Source organism: Flavobacterium anseongense (genome assembly GCF_021608185.1).
GTDB lineage: Bacteria > Bacteroidota > Bacteroidia > Flavobacteriales > Flavobacteriaceae > Flavobacterium > Flavobacterium anseongense.
In genome coordinates this window covers 225803-243159 of record NZ_JAKIHN010000003.1, presented here as the reverse complement: position 1 = coordinate 243159, position 17357 = coordinate 225803, and the positions used below count along the sequence as shown (strand labels likewise).

Sequence of the window (17357 nt, the reverse complement as noted above, 5' to 3'; positions counted from 1 at the left end):
AAAGTTTATTTTTGCAACGAAGTTTGACTGGACTTACTATGAATGACGGTATTGTAATTATTCCAACCTATAACGAAATTGAAAACATCGAAAGCATTATTCGAGCTGTATTTTCGTTACAAAAAAAGTTTCATATTCTAATTGTTGATGATAATTCGCCTGATAAAACCGCTGAAAAGGTAATGGAGTTGCAGCCTGAATTCGAAGGCAGATTATTTTTATCTGTCAGAAAGAAAAAGTCAGGTTTAGGAACAGCTTATGTTCACGGATTCAAATGGGCATTAAAGCATAATTATGAATACATTTTCGAAATGGATGCCGATTTTTCACATAACCCAAATGACTTGGAAAGATTATATGATGCCTGTCATTTCAATGGAGCAGATTTGGCAATAGGTTCTCGTTATGTTACCGGCGTAAATGTGGTCAATTGGCCTTTGAGTCGAGTGTTGCTTTCCTATTTTGCTTCGGTTTATGTGCGAATGATTACCGGGATGAAGATTATGGATGCAACGGCTGGTTTTATTTGTTACCACCGAGAAGTTTTGGAAAAGATAAATCTGGATAAAATTAAATTCATTGGCTATGCCTTTCAAATAGAAATGAAATACAGAGCATTCGCCAAAAATTTCAACATACAGGAAGTTCCGGTTATTTTTACCGACAGAACAAAAGGGCAATCCAAAATGAGCGGTTCTATTATTAAGGAAGCTATTTTTGGAGTTATATCATTGCGATTTAAGAAGTTTCTAAATCAGTTATAAAATGAATACCGTTTTAATTAAAAATGCCAAAATTGTAAACGAAGGAACCGTTTTTGAAGGCGATGTTTTGATTGAAAACGAGTTTATTGTTGAAATCGCCCAAAGCATTAGTCCAAAATCATCCAGCTGTAAAATAATTGATGCAGAAGGAAGTTATCTCATTCCCGGAGCTATTGATGATCAGGTGCATTTTCGCGAACCGGGTTTGACTCACAAAGGTGATATCGCTTCTGAAAGTCGCGCTGCTGTTGCCGGTGGAATCACTTCCTTTATTGAGCAACCCAACACTGTTCCGAATGCGGTTACTCAGGAAATTTTAGAAGAGAAATATCAAATAGCCGCTAAAACATCTTTTGCCAATTATTCTTTTATGATGGGCGGAACGAACGATAATTTGGAAGAAGTTCTTAAAACAAATCCAAAAAACGTTGCCGGAATTAAACTTTTTTTAGGGTCATCAACCGGGAATATGTTGGTGGATAATCAGGAAACGTTGGAGAAAATATTTTCTTCTACCAAGATGCTGATTGCAGTGCATTGCGAAGATGAAACGACCATTAAAAACAATTTAGAAAGATACAAACTACAGTTTGGCGAAGACATTCCGGTCGAATGTCATCATTTAATTCGAAGTACGGAAGCTTGTTATATCTCATCTTCCAAAGCGATTGAGTTGGCTAAAAAAACAGGAGCAAGATTGCATGTTTTTCATCTTTCGACGGCGAAAGAAATGGAGTTGTTTACCAATAAAATTCCGTTAGAGGAAAAGCAGATTACTGCTGAAGTTTGTGTGCATCATCTCTGGTTTTCGGATGAAGATTATAAAACCAAAGGCAATTTCATTAAATGGAATCCGGCGGTAAAAACAGCAACTGACCGAACCGCTTTGTGGGAAGCATTGCTCGATGACCGAATTGACGTTATTGCAACAGACCACGCGCCACATACGTTAGAAGAAAAGCAGCAATCGTATTTAAAAGCGCCATCAGGCGGACCATTGGTGCAACATGCCGTGGTGGCTATGTTTGAAGCTAATCATCAGGGAAAGATTTCGGTAGAAAAGATTGTAGAGAAAATGTGTCACAATCCGGCGAAAATTTTTAAAATTGAAAAAAGAGGTTTTATCAAAGAAGGATTTTATGCCGATTTGGTTATCGTAGATCCAAGTTTACCATGGAATGTCAAGAAAGAAAACATACTCGCCAAATGTGGTTGGTCGCCATTTGAAGGCTACACTTTTAAATCAAGAATTACGCATACCTTTGTGAATGGCGAATTGGTTTATCACAATTTTAAAGTAAGAGATATTCCTATTGGAAAGCGTTTACTTTTTGACAGATAAAATTTTTAATATGAGAAATAGTATCTTTTTAGGTTTAATGGTTCTGTTTTTTGGCTGCAACAGCAATTCAGTTGAGAAGCCTAAAAACCTTATTGGCAAAGACAAAATGGTCGATATATTATACGACATATCCTTATTGGAAGCCATCAAAATGCAGAATATAAATGGCGGTATGACAGCGAAAATGGGCAACGATTATATTTATAAAAAATACAAAATCGACAGTATTCAATTTGCGAACAGCAATAAATATTATGCTTCCGATATAGCGGAATACAAAAAAATGTTTGAAAGAGTTAAAGAAAGACTGAGTGCAGAAACAGTAAAAGTTGAAGCCGATATGAAGAAAAATGGTCAGCCTGTTTCGCCGAATCCAAACAGTACTTTAAATTCGGATACACCACAAGTGCAATAATTATTTTTGCCGGGAAATTATTTCTTCAATTACACTATCAATGCTTTGAAATTCAAAATTCAGAGCATTTTTTATTTTATGGTTATCGTATTTGTCTAACGTATGAATAGTTGTTGCGGCATGTTTAGACAGTTTTCTTTTGGTTCTGAAAAAAGTATTTGCAAACCAATCTATTTTCCATAAAATAGCTGTCATCCATGGTTTTGCATAGATGTTAGGTTTTGGGATGTTTAGATTTTGAGCTATAGTATTGATTATTTTTTGATAGCTTAAATTTTCTGAAACAAGACAAAAACGCTCGCCAGCAATGTCGCTTTTCATCAGTTGAATCATAATCGAAACCACATCTTTTACACCAACATATCCGGTTTCGCCTAGTGTGTAGAACTTTAGTCTGTTTTTGACTTTAGTAAAAATAGCTCCACTTCCTTCAATCCAAATTGTTGAGCCTAAAATCACGCCCGGATTTACCATTACTACTTGCAAGCCTTCTTGTTGTGCCCGCCAAACTTCCATTTCGGCACCATATTTTGAGATGGCGTAATCGCTGTGAAATACTTCGGGATTCCATTCGGCTTCTTCATGAATTTTGCCTGATGTAACATTTCCAAAAGCGGCTATAGAACTTACGTGGCATAGTTTTTTGATTTGGTATGCAAGGCAGAAATTGACAATATTGGCGGTTCCTTCTATGTTTATTTTTCTCAGTTTTTCTTCGTCGTCAGGGTCAAATGAAATGAATCCGGCACAGTGATAAACATAATCAATATTTTGAAAAGCGATTTCTAACGAAGGGACATCAGTAATATCGGCTTCAATCCAATCAATTTTGGAAAATAAATGGTCTTTTTGATGTAACTGAAAAAGGGATTTTGTTTTTTCTATAGTATTAGCTTGTCTGTATGTTGCCCGAATTGAATCTCCATTTTCAACCAAATGAAGAAGCAAATGTGCTCCGACTAAACCAGTTCCGCCTGTTACTAATATCATAATGCGAATTTACAAATTATTGATGCCAAATAACCAAATAACCGAATAACCAAATCAACAATTATTTTATCTTTGCGCAAATTATTTTAGAATGAAGAATCTTGTCGAAGAATTAAAATGGCGTGGACTTTACCACGACAGCATGCCCGGAACAGAAGAACAACTGCTTAAGGAAGCCACGACCGCTTATATTGGTTTTGATCCGACGGCCGATTCGTTGCATATTGGAAGCATGGTGCAAATCATTTTACTCTTGCATTTGAAAAATTTTGGACACAAACCGATTGCTTTGGTTGGTGGTGCTACGGGTATGATTGGTGATCCTTCGGGGAAATCGGATGAGCGTAATTTGCTTACCGAAGAGCAGTTGGCGAAAAATGTTGCCGGAATTAAAAGTGTCTTGTCCCGTTTTTTAGATTTTAATTCGACCGGAGCAAATGCTCCGATTATGGTGAATAATTATGATTGGATGAAATCCTTTTCGTTTATCGATTTTGCACGTGAAGTTGGAAAACGAATCACCGTTAATTATATGATGGCGAAAGATTCGGTAAAGAAGCGTTTATCGGGTGAAGCCGGTGACGGAATGTCGTTTACGGAGTTTACGTATCAATTGATTCAGGGTTACGATTTTTATCATTTGCATAAGGAATACAATTGTTTACTTCAAATGGGCGGTTCTGACCAATGGGGAAATATCACGACAGGAACAGAATTGGTTCGCAGAATGAATCCGAATACCGAAGCTAAGGCTTTTGCTTTGACTACGCCTTTGATTACCAAAGCGGATGGTTCTAAATTTGGAAAATCAGAAGGAGGGAATATTTGGCTGGATGCCGATAAGACTTCGGTTTATAAATTCTACCAGTTTTGGCTGAATACTTCGGATGAAGATTCGGAGAAATATATCAAGATTTTTACATTTTTGGATAAAGATGCGATTGATACTTTGATTGCACAGCATAAAGAAGCGGCGCATTTGCGTGTATTGCAAAGAAAGTTGGCTGAAGAAGTTACGATTTTGGTTCACGGTCAAGCCGAATTGGATAAAGCGATTCAGGCATCGAATATTTTGTTTGGAAATGCTACGGCTGACGATTTGAAACAATTGGATGAAGCAACTTTTTTGGAGGTTTTTGATGGAGTTCCGCAAGCGGAAATTTCAAAAAATGACATTGATGCCGGAATCAACATTGTGGATGTGCTGAATGAGAAATCGGGATTTTTGAAATCAAATGGTGAAGCAAGACGTGCTTTGGCAGAGAATTCGATTTCGGTAAACAAAGAAAAAGTAACTGAGGAGTTTCAACTGACTTCAAAGGATTTGATTAACAATCAGTTTGTGTTGCTGCAACGCGGAAAGAAAAATTATTTTGTGATTAGGGTTAGATAACCATCAAATTACAACCCCGAATATCAGAATTATCAAAACGTCCCAATACTTCGAAAGAATTGTTGGGATATTTTTTGCCTAAATCTTGCGTAGCAATAAACGAGCATGAATTGATGTTTGCTAAATCGATTACGTTTATACCGCCGGTCTTTCCATAATCTACATAAGTTAAAGCATCTTCGGTATCGCGGATTTGGATTTGCATCCAAGCCGGACATTCGAAAATTCCGTTGCCCAAAGAATAGGCTTGTGATAAAAGTTCGGTCATGCCATATTCGGAATGAATGCTTTGAACGCCGAAACCGTTGCATAGAATTTCGTGTAATTCTTCGCGTATCATTTCTTTACGTTTGCCTTTCATGCCACCGGTTTCCATGATGATGGTATTTTTTAGTTGGAATTTTTGTTTTTTTGACACACTTTCAGTTTTTTGCCTAAGGTTGTCAAGAATCTTCTTTTCTTCAAAGGATTGATTTTTGTTTTGGAAGATTTCAACTAAATCCAATAAAGCATAAGTAACTCCAAACAGAATTACATTTTGACCAGAATTATCTAACTCAATAAGCTTTGTAATTAGTTCATCATAATTATGTAAATAAAAGCCGCTGTTTTCATTGTTTGAAAGTTCAATCAAATCTTTCACCATATAAATTAAGGAGGAACCGCTTCGTTCTAAATAGGATGGAAGCAAGGCCAAGACAGCATAATCTTCGATGTTGCCGTAAAACTCTGAAAAAGCTTTTCGGTAGCTTTGTTCATATAAAGTAACGTCTGTCACCAAGTGTTTGCTGGTAATCATTCCGGTTGTTCCGCTGCTTGTAAATGTTTCCTGAACGGCAACAGTATTAGAAACTACATCACGGTTTTTAAAAAACTGAATAGGCAGAAACGGAATTTGCTGTAATGATTTTACGGATTGCTTATCTACTTTCAGAAAATTGCAAAACTCTTGATAGACTAAGTTGTTTTCGTATTGAAAACGAAAAACTTTTAGCGCTATTTTTTCAAATTGCTTTTGAGAAGAAATTGTAAATATGTCTTGGTCAGAAATCATTGGTTGAGATTCTGAAACAAGTTCAGAATGAATGCAAAAGTAATGAAAATAAAAAAGCCCTAATCTCGTTTTTTGGAACGAGATTAGAGCTTTGTATTGAATAATTAGTAATTATCTAATAACTAATTTTCTTGAAGCTGTTTTTCCTTCTTCAGTGATATTTACAATGTAAACACCAGTGTGTAGTGCACTTACATTTACAGTATTGTCAGAAGTAGTTGTGTTTAAAACTTGTTTTCCTAAAACGTCAAAAACAGTAACTGTTTTTTCAGCATTAGCAGCAGTTTCGATGAATAATGTTCCGTTAGATACCGGGTTTGGATATACTCTTAAACCAGTTATATTGTTATTTTTTACACCTAAAGTAAAGTTAGGAGTTACATCAATTCTCAATTCGTCAACTATAACTGTTGGGGTAGTATTTGATAAATCCTGTCTAAACATAAACCCGCCTAAATTAGAATAAGGAGAAGTTGGTGTTACTGCAAGTGTTGGAGCTGCACTTCCGCCAATTGTAGGGTTGATAAATAATGACAATGTATTACCTGTAAAATCGTAAGAAAGAACAACATACTGAACGCTGTTAACATCATATAGAGTAGAATCCCAATCAGTCGGAGAAGAACCTGTTCCTAAACCATATTGATATTGAGTTCCATTTTTTCTAATCCAAACTCTAGCGTTTGTAGTACTTCCTGTAGCGTCTGTAAACAAGGCAAAATAAGTATTGGCCAAATCAGTTGTAACGTTAGCTAAATCACTTATATTAACAATGAATGATGAGTATACATATCCTGTGTTAGTACTAGTGAATAATGTTCTTGATTCTCCACCTGTTCCAACAAAAGTAATTGAATTTCCTGAAGCAGTAATTCCAGGATAAGCTAAGCTTCCTGATGCAATTGTAATATTGTCTCCGGTGTTCACAAGTGACCATTTTTGCTCTGCATTCAGAGAAGCACCAACAGTATATGGGAATGATTCCTGGTATGGTAATGTATTAATCGGTTTGCATTCAGGTGAAGCCACAGTTTTAGTAAAACCACAAGTTCCGGAAACAGTTAAAGTTACACTAGTTCCTTCCGGAACTCCGGAAATGATGATATCGCCGGTAGCATTAGTTGTTGGACTTGCGCCTCCAAGTGTACCTGCATTAACTGATAAATTATAGGTTCCTGATGCACCTCCTGTAAAAGGAATGTTTACTGTGTACGTATCTACATTTAATGTAATATTATCACAAGTTGCACTTTCAGTTCCAAGACTCAAACTACATGGGGCAGCACCAAACCAAGTTGTGTATATTTTTACTTCATCAAGTGTCATGATTAAACCAGCGTTATACTGACGTAAATAATAAGCATTAACACTAGCTGTTCCACCACCGGTAGTAGAATATTCAGGTGCACCTGCTGCTGCTTCTGTTGCAGGAACTCCGGATGATTTAATCCAGATACTGGCGGCACCTGAAGCAGATACGTCATATTTTACGATGATTAGATAGGTAGTGTTTAAGTCGAAATCGGTAGGTGTTGCGGCATATGCTGCTGTTCCTGAATTAGAAAGTCCAAAATTTATTTTTCCAGCGTTAGCAGATGGTTTTACAAATACTCTCGCGGCATAGGGAGAAGTTACAGCTCCACCAGGTCCAAGGTGAGTAAAATATCCTTCAACAGCAGCTGATACATTAACTAGAAAAGAAAAATATAAAGTACCGCTCGTAATAGGTCCTCCGGTAAATAATTTATTAACGTCTTCACCGGTATTGTCAACTAAAGCTGCATTTCCGGCAGTCGTAGTATATCCTGCGTAATTCAGACCATTAGAAGCACCAACATCAATAGCATTTGTTCCTGCGGCACTGTGGGCAGTCCAACCGTTGGCTGTCAATAAGGCACTGTCAGGGTAGTTAAAATCATCAGTAAATACTTGCCCAAAAGAGAAAGTAGTAACCACCAAAAGTAATAAAGAGTAGATTTTTTTCATTTTTTTAAAATTTAATTAGCTTACAAATATAAGCACAAATTTTCTTTGCAGAAAATAAGACTGTAAAAAAATGATTAAAAAAAGATTAATTTTTAGAAAGACAACTATCTGACAATTAGTTTTCTGGTAGCGGTAGTATCGCCTTCTGTAATTTTAATAATATAAACACCGGGAGGAATAGAAGCAATATTTAGCTCGCGAGATGAAATAGTAGTTTGTAAAACTTTTTTTCCTAAAACATCAAATATTGAAATTTCTTTATCCAATGAAGTTTTTGAAGTAATGTATATCTTTCCATTACTTACCGGATTTGGATAAAAACCAAGGGATTCACTAGGCTGCTTTCCATCTTGCGCAAAGCTAACAAGAGAAAACATAAGGAATACTATTAGTATAAAGTAATTTTTTTTCATGACTTCAATTTGGTTATTACAAATGTATAAAATTTATTTTAAACAGATTACCAATATTGTGCCAAAAAAAAATCCCGAAAAATTAATTTCGGGATTTATATATTTTTAATTATGATTAAGGAATCAAAGTAGTTCCGTTAACAGTAGCCCAAATCCCCGAAGAAATGCTGGCTCCAGTGGCACTATCACTTGTAGTGTATTGTCCGCTTGGAAAAACAACGCTTAAACTCCCGGCTCCTGAAAATTGTGAAGTTCCATCATTAATTTTTACAGCAGTAAGTTTTATTTTGTTTCCGTTAACTTGATCCGTATTAGTTCCGGCATCTTGAATTCTAACGGCTGTAGAATTGGCAGTAGTGTATCCTGAAATTACGATGTTTGAAAAATCACCATTCCCTTGTTTTTTGAATTGGATAGCGTCATATTCTGCAGCTGAAGATCCGCCTTCAGTAACAGTTCCTGCTGCTCTTACTAAAGTAATATTTGAAATTACCGGCCAAAAAGCGTTGTTGTTGTTTGAAGCTTCTATTTCCATTCCAAAATTACCTGTTCCTGTTTGGTAAGCATACCAGTTAGAATTGTTTTGACCTTTCCATCCATCTTGCCAGTCGAAAGAATCGTCATAATTTCCATAAGAAATCAAATTTGTAGCACTAACAGTTCCGCCATAAAACTCATAACCATCATCAGCACCTTTGTAGGAAACTAAATGGTCTAAAGTAGTTCCTGATCCAACAGAATAAAATGAAAAACCATTCATTTCACTTGTTCCGTCAGTAATCTTTTTACCTGCGTATTCCACTCTTACATAACGTAAAGTTCCGCCATTGTGTGTTGGATTTGTTCCACCATAAGTTAGATTTAACCCATCTTCAGAGGTTTTTGTTGTAACACCACCAGCACCATTGATTGGAGCATCTCCATAAATGATAATTCCACCCCAAGAACCCGGAGTTGCTGTAGGTTCTGTCAATACAATTGGTTGAGCAGCTGTTCCGTTCATGATTAATTTTCCGCCATTTTTAACCACTATAGCATCTACGCCATTAGCAGCATTAGCAGTGATAGTCGAACCTGCATCAAAAGTTACTGTAACCCCATTTTCAATTGTTACGATTCCGTTCAAAGTATAATTACCAAAAGCATATGTTTTATTAGTAGTTATTGCTCCGGTTAATTCTCCTTCTACCGGTAGAATAGTTCCTTCATCGTCATCAGTTGAACAGCCAACAAATAATGTTGATAAAATAGTAAGACTTAAGAATAAATTTTTCATGTTTAATTGTGTTTTAAATTGTTTTGACAAAACTAATTCGGGTGTGTTTTTTAAACGTTTTGTTATCATTATTTAAAAGTTATCGGTTAATTATTTAATTGTAAAACCAATGTTTCCTTATTATGAATAAAAAAGAACTCCTAAGAGCTCTTTTCATTTTTAGAATGTGTAAGACAGACTTGTTGAAAACCCAACACCTCTTTTGTAGCTTTCCAAAAGGAGTGAAGATTCGTCAATACTAATCTTGCTGTTGTCTCCTAATTCTCTTTTATAAGTTGGATTCAAAATATTGTCAATCGAGAACTTAATATCCCATTTTTTATTGATAGTACTTCCCCAAACAAAATCCAGTTTGTGAAACGGTTTCTCATAAATATGATCGTTTCCTGCAACTCCAACAGCATAAATCCTTTCGCCATATACATTGTATACCAATGAAGCTGTGTTTTTCCATTTCGGGTTCAAAAGGAACTCATATTTCAAATCGGAATTAACCAACCAACCGGAAGCACCTTGTAATTTTCTTTTTTCAAAAGTGTCAAAATAGCCATCACGATTTTTGTTAACTGTCGCTTCTGTAATCATCAATGAAGTATTGGTTCCAAATGAAAAACCTTCAAGATTTTTGTTTATTCGACTTAGTTGAACAAGAAATTCGAATTCAGCACCAAACAGTGTTGCACTTTTATTGTTGAAATAAGTTATGGTTTGTCCGCTTCCTGTAGCACTTGCCTGAACGGTTCTTTCTATCTGATTGTCTATGTATTTAGTGAATAATGTAGCGGCAAATAATTCGTTTTTGGTAGGGAACAATTCAAATTTCAAATCAACATTGTAATTTTCACTGTTCTCAATGTCAGAATTACCTCTTTCAGTTGTACCATCTGCGTTGATTAAGTTGATGTCCAAACTTTCAAAAAGCACTGGTTTGGTGTAGGTTTTTGAGGCTGCCAAACGAAGATTACTTTTATCATTAAGAGCATACTTAACATTGATAGAAGGTAAAATGTATAAATTCTCGTTGGTCTTTTTTCTATACGGATTGTTGATTGGATCTACAATCGATTTGTATTTGTATTCACGTAAAGTGTTCTCGGCTCTAAGACCAATATTTAACTCCAGTTTTTCGGAAAAATGATATAGAAATTTGGTGTACAAAGCATCGGCTCTTTGCAATACTTTGGTTTTCCATTCGGCAGAAGATTGTTCGGTAAACGAAAGAAAGTTGGCAGTAATATCATCCTGAATCGCTTGGTCAATTTCATTTACAACCACATTATATGGTGTCGCACCTGAATTTGGCACACCAAAAGTAAATCGGAATTTTGACACCATGTATTCGGCAAAACCATTATACCCAAAAGAGAATTTGTGTTTTAGGTCTTCGCTTTTCCCGAATTTATAGTTGTATTCTAAATTGCCCGACATATGGTAATTGTTGTCGATGTTGAAAAACTGACGCAACAAGTTATTACTTCCGTATTGGGTGTTGATTTCAGTTTCGCTGATTTTCGTTCCGGTAATAAATTTTCTGTCAGGTTGACTGTATTTGGTTCGGGTGAAAGACAAACCACCTTTTACAGAATGCTTGTCATCACTAGTGATTTTGTAGTTTCCAAAAAATTGATTGGCAAAATAATCCGATTGCTCGTATTGGTTTAATCGAATAAATTCATTCGGATTGTCAACTGCAGTTCTGGTGTAGCCAACCTGGTCTTGTATAAGATTTTCGGTTGACTTTAAGTATAAAGTATTGTATAATAACTTCATACGGTCTGTTTTATATTGCAATCCAACCAATACAGAAGATTGTGTCTGAAATTTGTATTCTTCTTTTACAAGATTATTGTCGTAAATACCCTGACCTTGTGAAAATGTTCTGTCAACTCCTCTTCGAATTTGATATGTGTTATCAAAATTGGTAGCGAATACATAGTTTAACTTGTTCTTTTCCTTACCCAAATAAAATTTTCCTGAATGACTGACACCGAAACTAGTATTCAAAGGCGCTGATGTTTTTTTAACATTCCAACTCGATTTATAGTCGTTATCAATTCTCCCGTTAGGAATAGCACCATAACCCGCAGGCAATTGACGTTCTTGTCCGCCAAAACCAAAAAAGCTTTTGGTGTTATCAGCATCTGTAGAAAGTAAAAAATCACTTCCGTTATTGTTAGTCGTATAACCTACGCCATAACTTAACTTGGTCTGGCTTTCCTGAGTTTGACTTGTAATAACATCAATAGTAGCACCGGCAAAGTCGCCATAAATATCAGGATTGAAGGTTTTATAAACATCCATATAACCCACAACATCTGTTGGAAATTGGTCTAATGGAATTATTTTTTTGAATGGACTGTTAGAAGGAACAGCCAATCCATTAATTAGTAAACTATTATACCGATCTTCTAACCCACGGATGAATAAGCCTTTTGATTCTACTTTGGTAATTCCTGAAATCTTAGTCAATCCTTCTTCTACAGTTGAAACCCCTTTTCTCGACATTTCCTGAGCACCAATACTTTGTTTAATTTCGACTGCTTTTTTCTGCTCCAATAACAAAGCAGTTTCTTTTTCACGGCTAGTTGTGTTCTGAATTACCACATCTTTTAATTGATAACTTCCCGAACCAAGAGCTTTGTTAAGGGTAAGAGTTTCTCCGGCTTTAACTTCCACTTTTTCTTCGATGGTTTCATAACCCAAAAAGCTAAACTGGATTGTATAACTTCCGGCTTCAACAGCAATAGTATATTTTCCGGTTTCATCTGTCGTTACTCCAATGGTAGTTCCTTTTAGCACCACATTGGCAAAAGGCAAACTTTCATTATTTAAATCTTTATCAGTCAATGTTCCTGTAATGGTTCCTTTGTTTTGAGCGAAACCAAGAACCGTTATAAGTAAAAAAGTAACAATTAATTTAAATTTCATTTCAGTTGTGTTTAATTTTGGTGCAAAGAAACCACCGTAATGTAAAGGTCGTGTTACTCCATTATTACCATTTTGTTCTTTAACTATTACCAAATTGTTAACATATTAAATTACGGTTAACTCCCGCTTCATTTATCAATTCATTTTGTATTATCTTTACATTTACATCCACAAAAACAATTGTGTCCACATATGAAAAAAAAAGACATCAAGATTTTATTAGTAGATGACGAGCAGGATATCCTAGAGATTGTAGGATATAATCTTTCTCAGGAAGGTTATCAAATTGTAACCGCTACCAACGGGAAAGAAGCCATAACCAAAGCCAAGAAAGAATTGCCACAACTCATCATTATGGATGTGATGATGCCCGAAATGGACGGAATGGAAGCCTGCGAAAACATTAGGAAACTACCAGAATTGAGTAACGTTATTATTACGTTTTTAACCGCTAGAAGCGAAGATTACTCTCAAGTTGCCGGATTTGACGCTGGTGCTGATGATTATATCACCAAACCAATCAAACCAAAATTATTGGTAAGCAAAGTCAAAGCCTTACTCCGTCGTTTAAAAAGTGACGAGCATACTTCAGAAACACTCAATGTTGGTGGCATTGAAATCAACAGAGAAGAATATAAAATCATCAAGGACAACAAAGAAATTGTGTTGCCGAGAAAAGAATTCGAGCTGTTTTATCTCTTGGCTTCAAAACCTGGGAAAGTATTCAAACGCGAAGAAATTCTGGATAAAGTTTGGGGCAATGAAGTCATCGTTGGAGGAAGAACTATCGATGTTCACATTAGAAAACTCCGCGAAAAAATTGGCGAAGATTTATTCAAAACCATCAAAGGTGTTGGCTATAAATTAGAAGTGTAAATGAAAATAAATTTCAAGAAAACCTATACGTTTGCTTTAATTTCAACAGCATATATTACTGCTTTTTCTACAGGTTTTCTTGCGATTTTGTTGTGGTTTTTCCATGAATTTTCATTGCCAATTATACTCGTATTTGCCGTTTCGATTGCTACTTTCTCCTTTTTTGTTATCCAATATCGTGTCGAAAGATTCATCTATCGAAGAGTTAAAAAAATCTATGACGATGTTTCGCTTTTAGAATCGACTTCTTTCCGAAATCAGCCTATCACAACCGATATGGAAACCTTGACTAAACAGGTTAAAAAGTTTGCCACCGATAAAAAACTCGAAATCGAAACCTTAAAAGTACGTGAAGAATACCGAAGAGAATTTCTTGGTAATGTTTCACATGAATTAAAAACACCTTTGTTTACAGTACAAGGTTATCTTTCAACATTGCTTGATGGCGCTATGGATGACAAAAAAATCCGAAAGAAATATTTGGAAAGAGCCGAAAAAGGAGTAGAGAGATTGGTCTATATCGTTGAAGATTTAGACATGATATCCAAACTCGAAATGGGCGATGTTAACCTCGAATTAAAAAAGTTTAACATTGTTGATTTGGTGCAAAGTGTTTTCGATTTACTCGAAATGACTGCCGATAAAAAGAACATCATTCTCATGTTTGACAGAAAGTACAACAAAGCCATAAACGTTTTTGCCGATCAGGAAAAAATTCAACAAGTGCTTTCCAATCTGATAATGAATTCGATAAAATACGGAAAAGAAAACGGCACAACCGAAGTTACCATCGAAGATTTGGTTAACGAAAAAATAATTGTTCGCATTCGAGATAATGGCGAAGGAATAGAAAAGCAATATATTCCAAGACTATTCGAACGTTTTTTCAGAGTAGATAAAAGCGGTGCAAGAAGCGAAGGCGGTTCCGGACTTGGACTTTCAATCGTAAAACACATCATCGAAGCACACGGCGAAAAAATCTATGTAGAAAGCGAATACGGTAAAGGTTCTGAATTTTCATTCACGCTTGAAAAGCACCAATAATTGTTTCCAGTCGATTTGCTTTTTTAACTGTGGCAAACCTCCGTATAGTTTAACTTCCAGTAAATTTTCTATTATAAAATTGTCTTGTTTAGCATAAGGAATAAAGCCATTTCGCTTTAATCTTTTTGCCAGATATTCTTGCTCAAATTGCCCAGGCGTTGGTATAAAAAATGCCTTCTTCTGCAGCTTTGCCAAATCCATAACAGTAGTATAACCCGAACGACAAAGCACAGTTTCACTTTCGTTAAAAGCGGTTTCAATTTCAGAGGAAGTCATAAAATTGTAATAGGTCACATTTTTGTCTTTAGTTGTTTTTTGTTCAGATTCAATTATTCCTTTGATAAAAAGCACTTTCCCTTTAAATGATTGAACTTCCTTTATGAGTTTTTCTTCCAAAAAAGTACGCTGCGGTTCAGGTCCGGAAAGTATAACCATCAAATCATATTTAATCGGCAAGTCTTTTTTTTCTAATCGACTTAACGGACCAAGATATTTCAGATTTAGTGAGCTGTTTTTTAAATGTCCCAGTTTTCCGGTTAGGTTTGGGTTTTCCTTTATATCCGGAATCCAGCATTCTGTAAACTTTTTGATAAAATGTTGGTGCAGTTTGCTCGAAATCCATGTCGTTTTTCCGGACAAAACATTGAGCTGATGCGTCATAAAAACACTCGGAATCTTTTTGCTGTAAACGCCCAATCGATTATCCGAAATAATGCCTTGCAAATTAAATTCGGCAATCCATTTTTTGACAATTTTCTTTTCCGTAAAAATAGCATCAATCATTTTTGGACTGTTCTTAATCAATTTCCATTTGAAATCAGCACCGTTTTTGGCATATTCAATTTCATAAGAAGGCAATTCCAACGATTGCAAATGCGGAAACTCTTTCTGAAGCAGTTGCAACGCTACGCCATCGGAAGCAAGAATCGGTGTAAAACCATTTTTTTCCAATTCACGAATAATAGGAATACAGCGTGTCGCGTGACCCAAACCCCAATTTAAAGGGGCAACCAGAATATTTTTTGTCGAATTTTTCAAGTAGTGAAATTACGGTTTTAACATTGCAAAGTAAAAAAGATTTTGAATAGTTTATATTTCCTTAATTTTACCAAAAAATTAAGTTTGTGGGAAGTAAGAATAAATTAAAACGGTTTAAGGAAAACGAAACATTTGAAAACGTTTTTCAACCAACAAGGGAAGAAGTTGTAGGCGGAGAATTTGCATTAAAAGGAAAATGGAATTCGGATTTTTTTAAAAATGGCAATCCAATAATTATTGAATTGGGTTGCGGTAAAGGCGAATATTCTGTTGGCTTGGCCGAACGTTATCCCGATAAAAATTTTGTCGGAATCGATATAAAAGGAGCAAGGTTCTGGCGTGGAGCCAAAACAGCTGTCGATGGTGGAATGCACAATGTGGCTTTTGTCCGAACTCAAATTGAATTAATCAATTTCATTTTTGCCGAGAATGAAGTCGATGAAATCTGGATTACTTTCCCGGATCCGCAAATCAAATACAAACGCACCAAACACCGAATGACTAATTCGGAATTTTTACAGTTGTACAAGAAAATCCTGAAGCCAAACGGCGTTGTAAATCTCAAAACCGATAGCGAATTCATGCACGGTTACACGCTTGGATTATTGCATGGCGAAGGGCACGAAGTCTTGTATGCGAATCACAATGTGTACAAAAACGAAGGTGCACCGGAAGTGGTAACAGCAATCCAAACATTCTACGAAAAGCAATATTTGGAAATCAACAAGGCAATTACGTATATTCGTTTCAAAATCAAATAAATGCAGTTTTTTTTACCACTTGTCTTAGGTTTTTGCATTGCTTTTTTGGCGGTTATTCTTCCGGGTTTAATCAATATGACAGCAGCAAAAATCAGTACGCAGGAAGGTAAAAACGAAGCTTTAAGTTTTGCAGCTGGCGCATCGGTAATCATATTTTTTCAAACTTTCATTGCCGTATTATTTGCCCGATTTATAAGCATACACGAGGAAATTGTTTCTACACTTCAGGAAATTGGCATTTTTGTTTTTTCGTTACTGAGTATTTATTTTTTCTGGATTGCCAAACAACCAAAGAAAATCAAAACCGATAGCAAAGTCAAAGGAAAATCGAACCGTTTCTTTTTGGGAATGTTGTTGTCGACTTTAAATTTATTGCCCATTCCATTTTATGTTTTTGCGAGCATGAGTTTGTCGGCTTCGGGCTATTTTAGTTTTGATAAAATTCCGGTTTCTTCTTTTGTAATCGGAGTTGTGAGTGGTTCGTTTACCGTTTTTTATATTTACATCGTTGCCTTTAAAAAAATTGAAAAGAAAACCGAATTTTTAATGCGAAACATCAATACCATCATTGGTTCGGTAACTACTTTTATGGCGGTTATAACGCTTTTTAAATTGTTATATAAATAATGGAAGAAGCTAATTTTTTTGAAAGAGTTTACGAAATCGCAAGACAAATTCCGGAAGGAAAAGTAACCTCTTATGGCGCTATTGCCAAAGCATTAGGAACCGCTCGTTCTGCGCGTATGGTTGGCTGGGCAATGAATGCATCGCACAATATGGAAGACATTCCGGCACACAGAGTTGTCAACAGAAAAGGATTACTTTCAGGAAAGCATCATTTCGACGGAACCAATTTAATGCAGCAACTATTGGAAAACGAAGGTATTAAAGTTATCGATAACCAGATTGTTGATTTTGAAAAGCATTTTTGGCAGCCTGTGATTAGCGATCAGCCTGCCTACCGGCAACCAGATAAGCAGTAGCAGTAGGCAGCTATAAATTGTAATTATCAAACCATCAAAAACTTTTCCCTTTTCCCTTTTCCCTTTTAACTATTTTCAAACTATCTTTGCAATC

Annotated in this window: 16 protein-coding genes; 9 read left to right on the top strand and 7 right to left on the bottom strand. The window is 35.8% G+C overall.

The window, feature by feature from the left end; translation table 11 throughout:
- The first annotated feature begins 38 nt into the window (after positions 1-38).
- Genes L1S35_RS06195 through L1S35_RS06185 form a run of 3 tightly spaced genes read left to right on the top strand, consistent with a single transcriptional unit; the run spans position 39 to position 2521 of the window.
- Entirely contained in the window at positions 39-764 is a 726-nt protein-coding gene (locus tag L1S35_RS06195) for a polyprenol monophosphomannose synthase (RefSeq protein WP_236398348.1), read from the top strand.
- A gap of 1 nt (position 765) precedes the next feature.
- Complete coding sequence (locus tag L1S35_RS06190; RefSeq protein ID WP_236397940.1) at positions 766-2106, top strand: dihydroorotase; 1341 nt, start codon at positions 766-768, stop codon at positions 2104-2106.
- A gap of 10 nt (positions 2107-2116) precedes the next feature.
- Positions 2117-2521, top strand: a complete 405-nt coding sequence (locus L1S35_RS06185) for a DUF4296 domain-containing protein (RefSeq protein ID WP_236397937.1) — start codon at positions 2117-2119, stop codon at positions 2519-2521.
- Here the strand turns inward: L1S35_RS06185 and L1S35_RS06180 are convergent, their stop codons facing one another.
- Positions 2522-3511: an NAD-dependent epimerase/dehydratase family protein gene (locus L1S35_RS06180; protein ID WP_236397934.1), complete on the bottom strand. Its 990-nt coding sequence runs from the start codon at positions 3509-3511 to the stop codon at positions 2522-2524.
- 91 nt (positions 3512-3602) lie between these two features.
- On the opposite strand from L1S35_RS06180, the gene tyrS reads away from it, so the two are divergent.
- Positions 3603-4904: a tyrosine--tRNA ligase gene (gene tyrS, locus L1S35_RS06175; protein ID WP_236397931.1), complete on the top strand. Its 1302-nt coding sequence runs from the start codon at positions 3603-3605 to the stop codon at positions 4902-4904.
- Here tyrS and L1S35_RS06170 read toward each other — a convergent pair.
- The 5 genes from L1S35_RS06170 to L1S35_RS06150 all read right to left on the bottom strand — a co-directional run bounded on the left by L1S35_RS06170 (position 4897) and on the right by L1S35_RS06150 (position 12561).
- Positions 4897-5958 carry a LuxE/PaaK family acyltransferase gene (locus tag L1S35_RS06170; protein ID WP_236397928.1) on the bottom strand — a complete coding sequence of 354 codons (1062 nt, stop codon included), beginning with the start codon at positions 5956-5958 and terminating at the stop codon, positions 4897-4899. The two genes, tyrS and L1S35_RS06170, sit on opposite strands and share 8 nt — an antisense overlap.
- Before the next feature lie 111 nt (positions 5959-6069).
- A complete protein-coding gene (locus L1S35_RS06165) occupies positions 6070-7944 on the bottom strand; it encodes a T9SS type A sorting domain-containing protein (RefSeq protein WP_236397925.1) in 1875 nt (624 codons plus the stop codon).
- Between the two features lie 104 nt (positions 7945-8048).
- Positions 8049-8357, bottom strand: a complete 309-nt coding sequence (locus L1S35_RS06160; protein WP_236397922.1) for a T9SS type A sorting domain-containing protein — start codon at positions 8355-8357, stop codon at positions 8049-8051.
- A 115-nt stretch (positions 8358-8472) separates the two neighbouring features.
- Positions 8473-9633, bottom strand: a complete 1161-nt coding sequence (locus tag L1S35_RS06155) for a beta-helix domain-containing protein (protein WP_236397920.1) — start codon at positions 9631-9633, stop codon at positions 8473-8475.
- A 159-nt stretch (positions 9634-9792) separates the two neighbouring features.
- Entirely contained in the window at positions 9793-12561 is a 2769-nt protein-coding gene (locus tag L1S35_RS06150) for a TonB-dependent receptor (protein ID WP_236397918.1), read from the bottom strand.
- Between the two features lie 192 nt (positions 12562-12753).
- Between L1S35_RS06150 and L1S35_RS06145 the strand changes: the two genes are divergently transcribed.
- Together L1S35_RS06145 and L1S35_RS06140 are read left to right on the top strand one after the other, a co-directional pair.
- Complete coding sequence (locus L1S35_RS06145) at positions 12754-13437, top strand: response regulator transcription factor (RefSeq protein ID WP_236397915.1); 684 nt, start codon at positions 12754-12756, stop codon at positions 13435-13437.
- A complete protein-coding gene (locus L1S35_RS06140; RefSeq protein WP_236397912.1) occupies positions 13438-14481 on the top strand; it encodes a sensor histidine kinase in 1044 nt (347 codons plus the stop codon).
- Here the strand turns inward: L1S35_RS06140 and L1S35_RS06135 are convergent.
- The gene (locus tag L1S35_RS06135; protein WP_236397909.1) at positions 14455-15519 is read right to left on the bottom strand and encodes a glycosyltransferase; all 1065 of its coding nucleotides are present in this window, start codon (positions 15517-15519) and stop codon (positions 14455-14457) included. The genes L1S35_RS06140 and L1S35_RS06135 overlap by 27 nt on opposite strands.
- 86 nt (positions 15520-15605) lie before the next feature.
- Between L1S35_RS06135 and trmB the strand changes: the two genes are divergently transcribed.
- Genes trmB through L1S35_RS06120 form a run of 3 tightly spaced genes read left to right on the top strand, consistent with a single transcriptional unit; the run spans position 15606 to position 17263 of the window.
- On the top strand, positions 15606-16280 hold the full coding sequence (gene trmB / locus L1S35_RS06130; protein WP_236397905.1) for a tRNA (guanosine(46)-N7)-methyltransferase TrmB: 675 nt from the start codon (positions 15606-15608) through the stop codon (positions 16278-16280).
- Positions 16281-16907 (top strand): lysine transporter LysE, encoded by a 627-nt coding sequence (locus tag L1S35_RS06125; protein WP_236397903.1) that lies wholly within the window; start codon positions 16281-16283, stop codon positions 16905-16907.
- Positions 16907-17263 carry an MGMT family protein gene (locus L1S35_RS06120; protein WP_236397900.1) on the top strand — a complete coding sequence of 119 codons (357 nt, stop codon included), beginning with the start codon at positions 16907-16909 and terminating at the stop codon, positions 17261-17263. Before L1S35_RS06125 ends, L1S35_RS06120 begins: the two co-directional genes overlap by 1 nt.
- The last annotated feature ends 94 nt before the right edge of the window (positions 17264-17357 follow it).

Excerpts from the sequence above, each read along its gene's own strand:
- L1S35_RS06195 (WP_236398348.1), top strand. The coding sequence starts at position 39 with ATGAATGACGGTATTGTAATTATTCCAACCTATAACGAAATTGAAAAC.
- L1S35_RS06190 (WP_236397940.1), top strand. The coding sequence starts at position 766 with ATGAATACCGTTTTAATTAAAAATGCCAAAATTGTAAACGAAGGAACC.
- L1S35_RS06185 (WP_236397937.1), top strand. The coding sequence starts at position 2,117 with ATGAGAAATAGTATCTTTTTAGGTTTAATGGTTCTGTTTTTTGGCTGC.
- L1S35_RS06180 (WP_236397934.1), bottom strand. The coding sequence starts at position 3,511 with ATGATATTAGTAACAGGCGGAACTGGTTTAGTCGGAGCACATTTGCTT.
- tyrS (WP_236397931.1), top strand. The coding sequence starts at position 3,603 with ATGAAGAATCTTGTCGAAGAATTAAAATGGCGTGGACTTTACCACGAC.
- L1S35_RS06170 (WP_236397928.1), bottom strand. The coding sequence starts at position 5,958 with ATGATTTCTGACCAAGACATATTTACAATTTCTTCTCAAAAGCAATTT.
- L1S35_RS06165 (WP_236397925.1), bottom strand. The coding sequence starts at position 7,944 with ATGAAAAAAATCTACTCTTTATTACTTTTGGTGGTTACTACTTTCTCT.
- L1S35_RS06160 (WP_236397922.1), bottom strand. The coding sequence starts at position 8,357 with ATGAAAAAAAATTACTTTATACTAATAGTATTCCTTATGTTTTCTCTT.
- L1S35_RS06155 (WP_236397920.1), bottom strand. The coding sequence starts at position 9,633 with ATGAAAAATTTATTCTTAAGTCTTACTATTTTATCAACATTATTTGTT.
- L1S35_RS06150 (WP_236397918.1), bottom strand. The coding sequence starts at position 12,561 with ATGAAATTTAAATTAATTGTTACTTTTTTACTTATAACGGTTCTTGGT.
- L1S35_RS06145 (WP_236397915.1), top strand. The coding sequence starts at position 12,754 with ATGAAAAAAAAAGACATCAAGATTTTATTAGTAGATGACGAGCAGGAT.
- L1S35_RS06140 (WP_236397912.1), top strand. The coding sequence starts at position 13,438 with ATGAAAATAAATTTCAAGAAAACCTATACGTTTGCTTTAATTTCAACA.
- L1S35_RS06125 (WP_236397903.1), top strand. The coding sequence starts at position 16,281 with ATGCAGTTTTTTTTACCACTTGTCTTAGGTTTTTGCATTGCTTTTTTG.
- L1S35_RS06120 (WP_236397900.1), top strand. The coding sequence starts at position 16,907 with ATGGAAGAAGCTAATTTTTTTGAAAGAGTTTACGAAATCGCAAGACAA.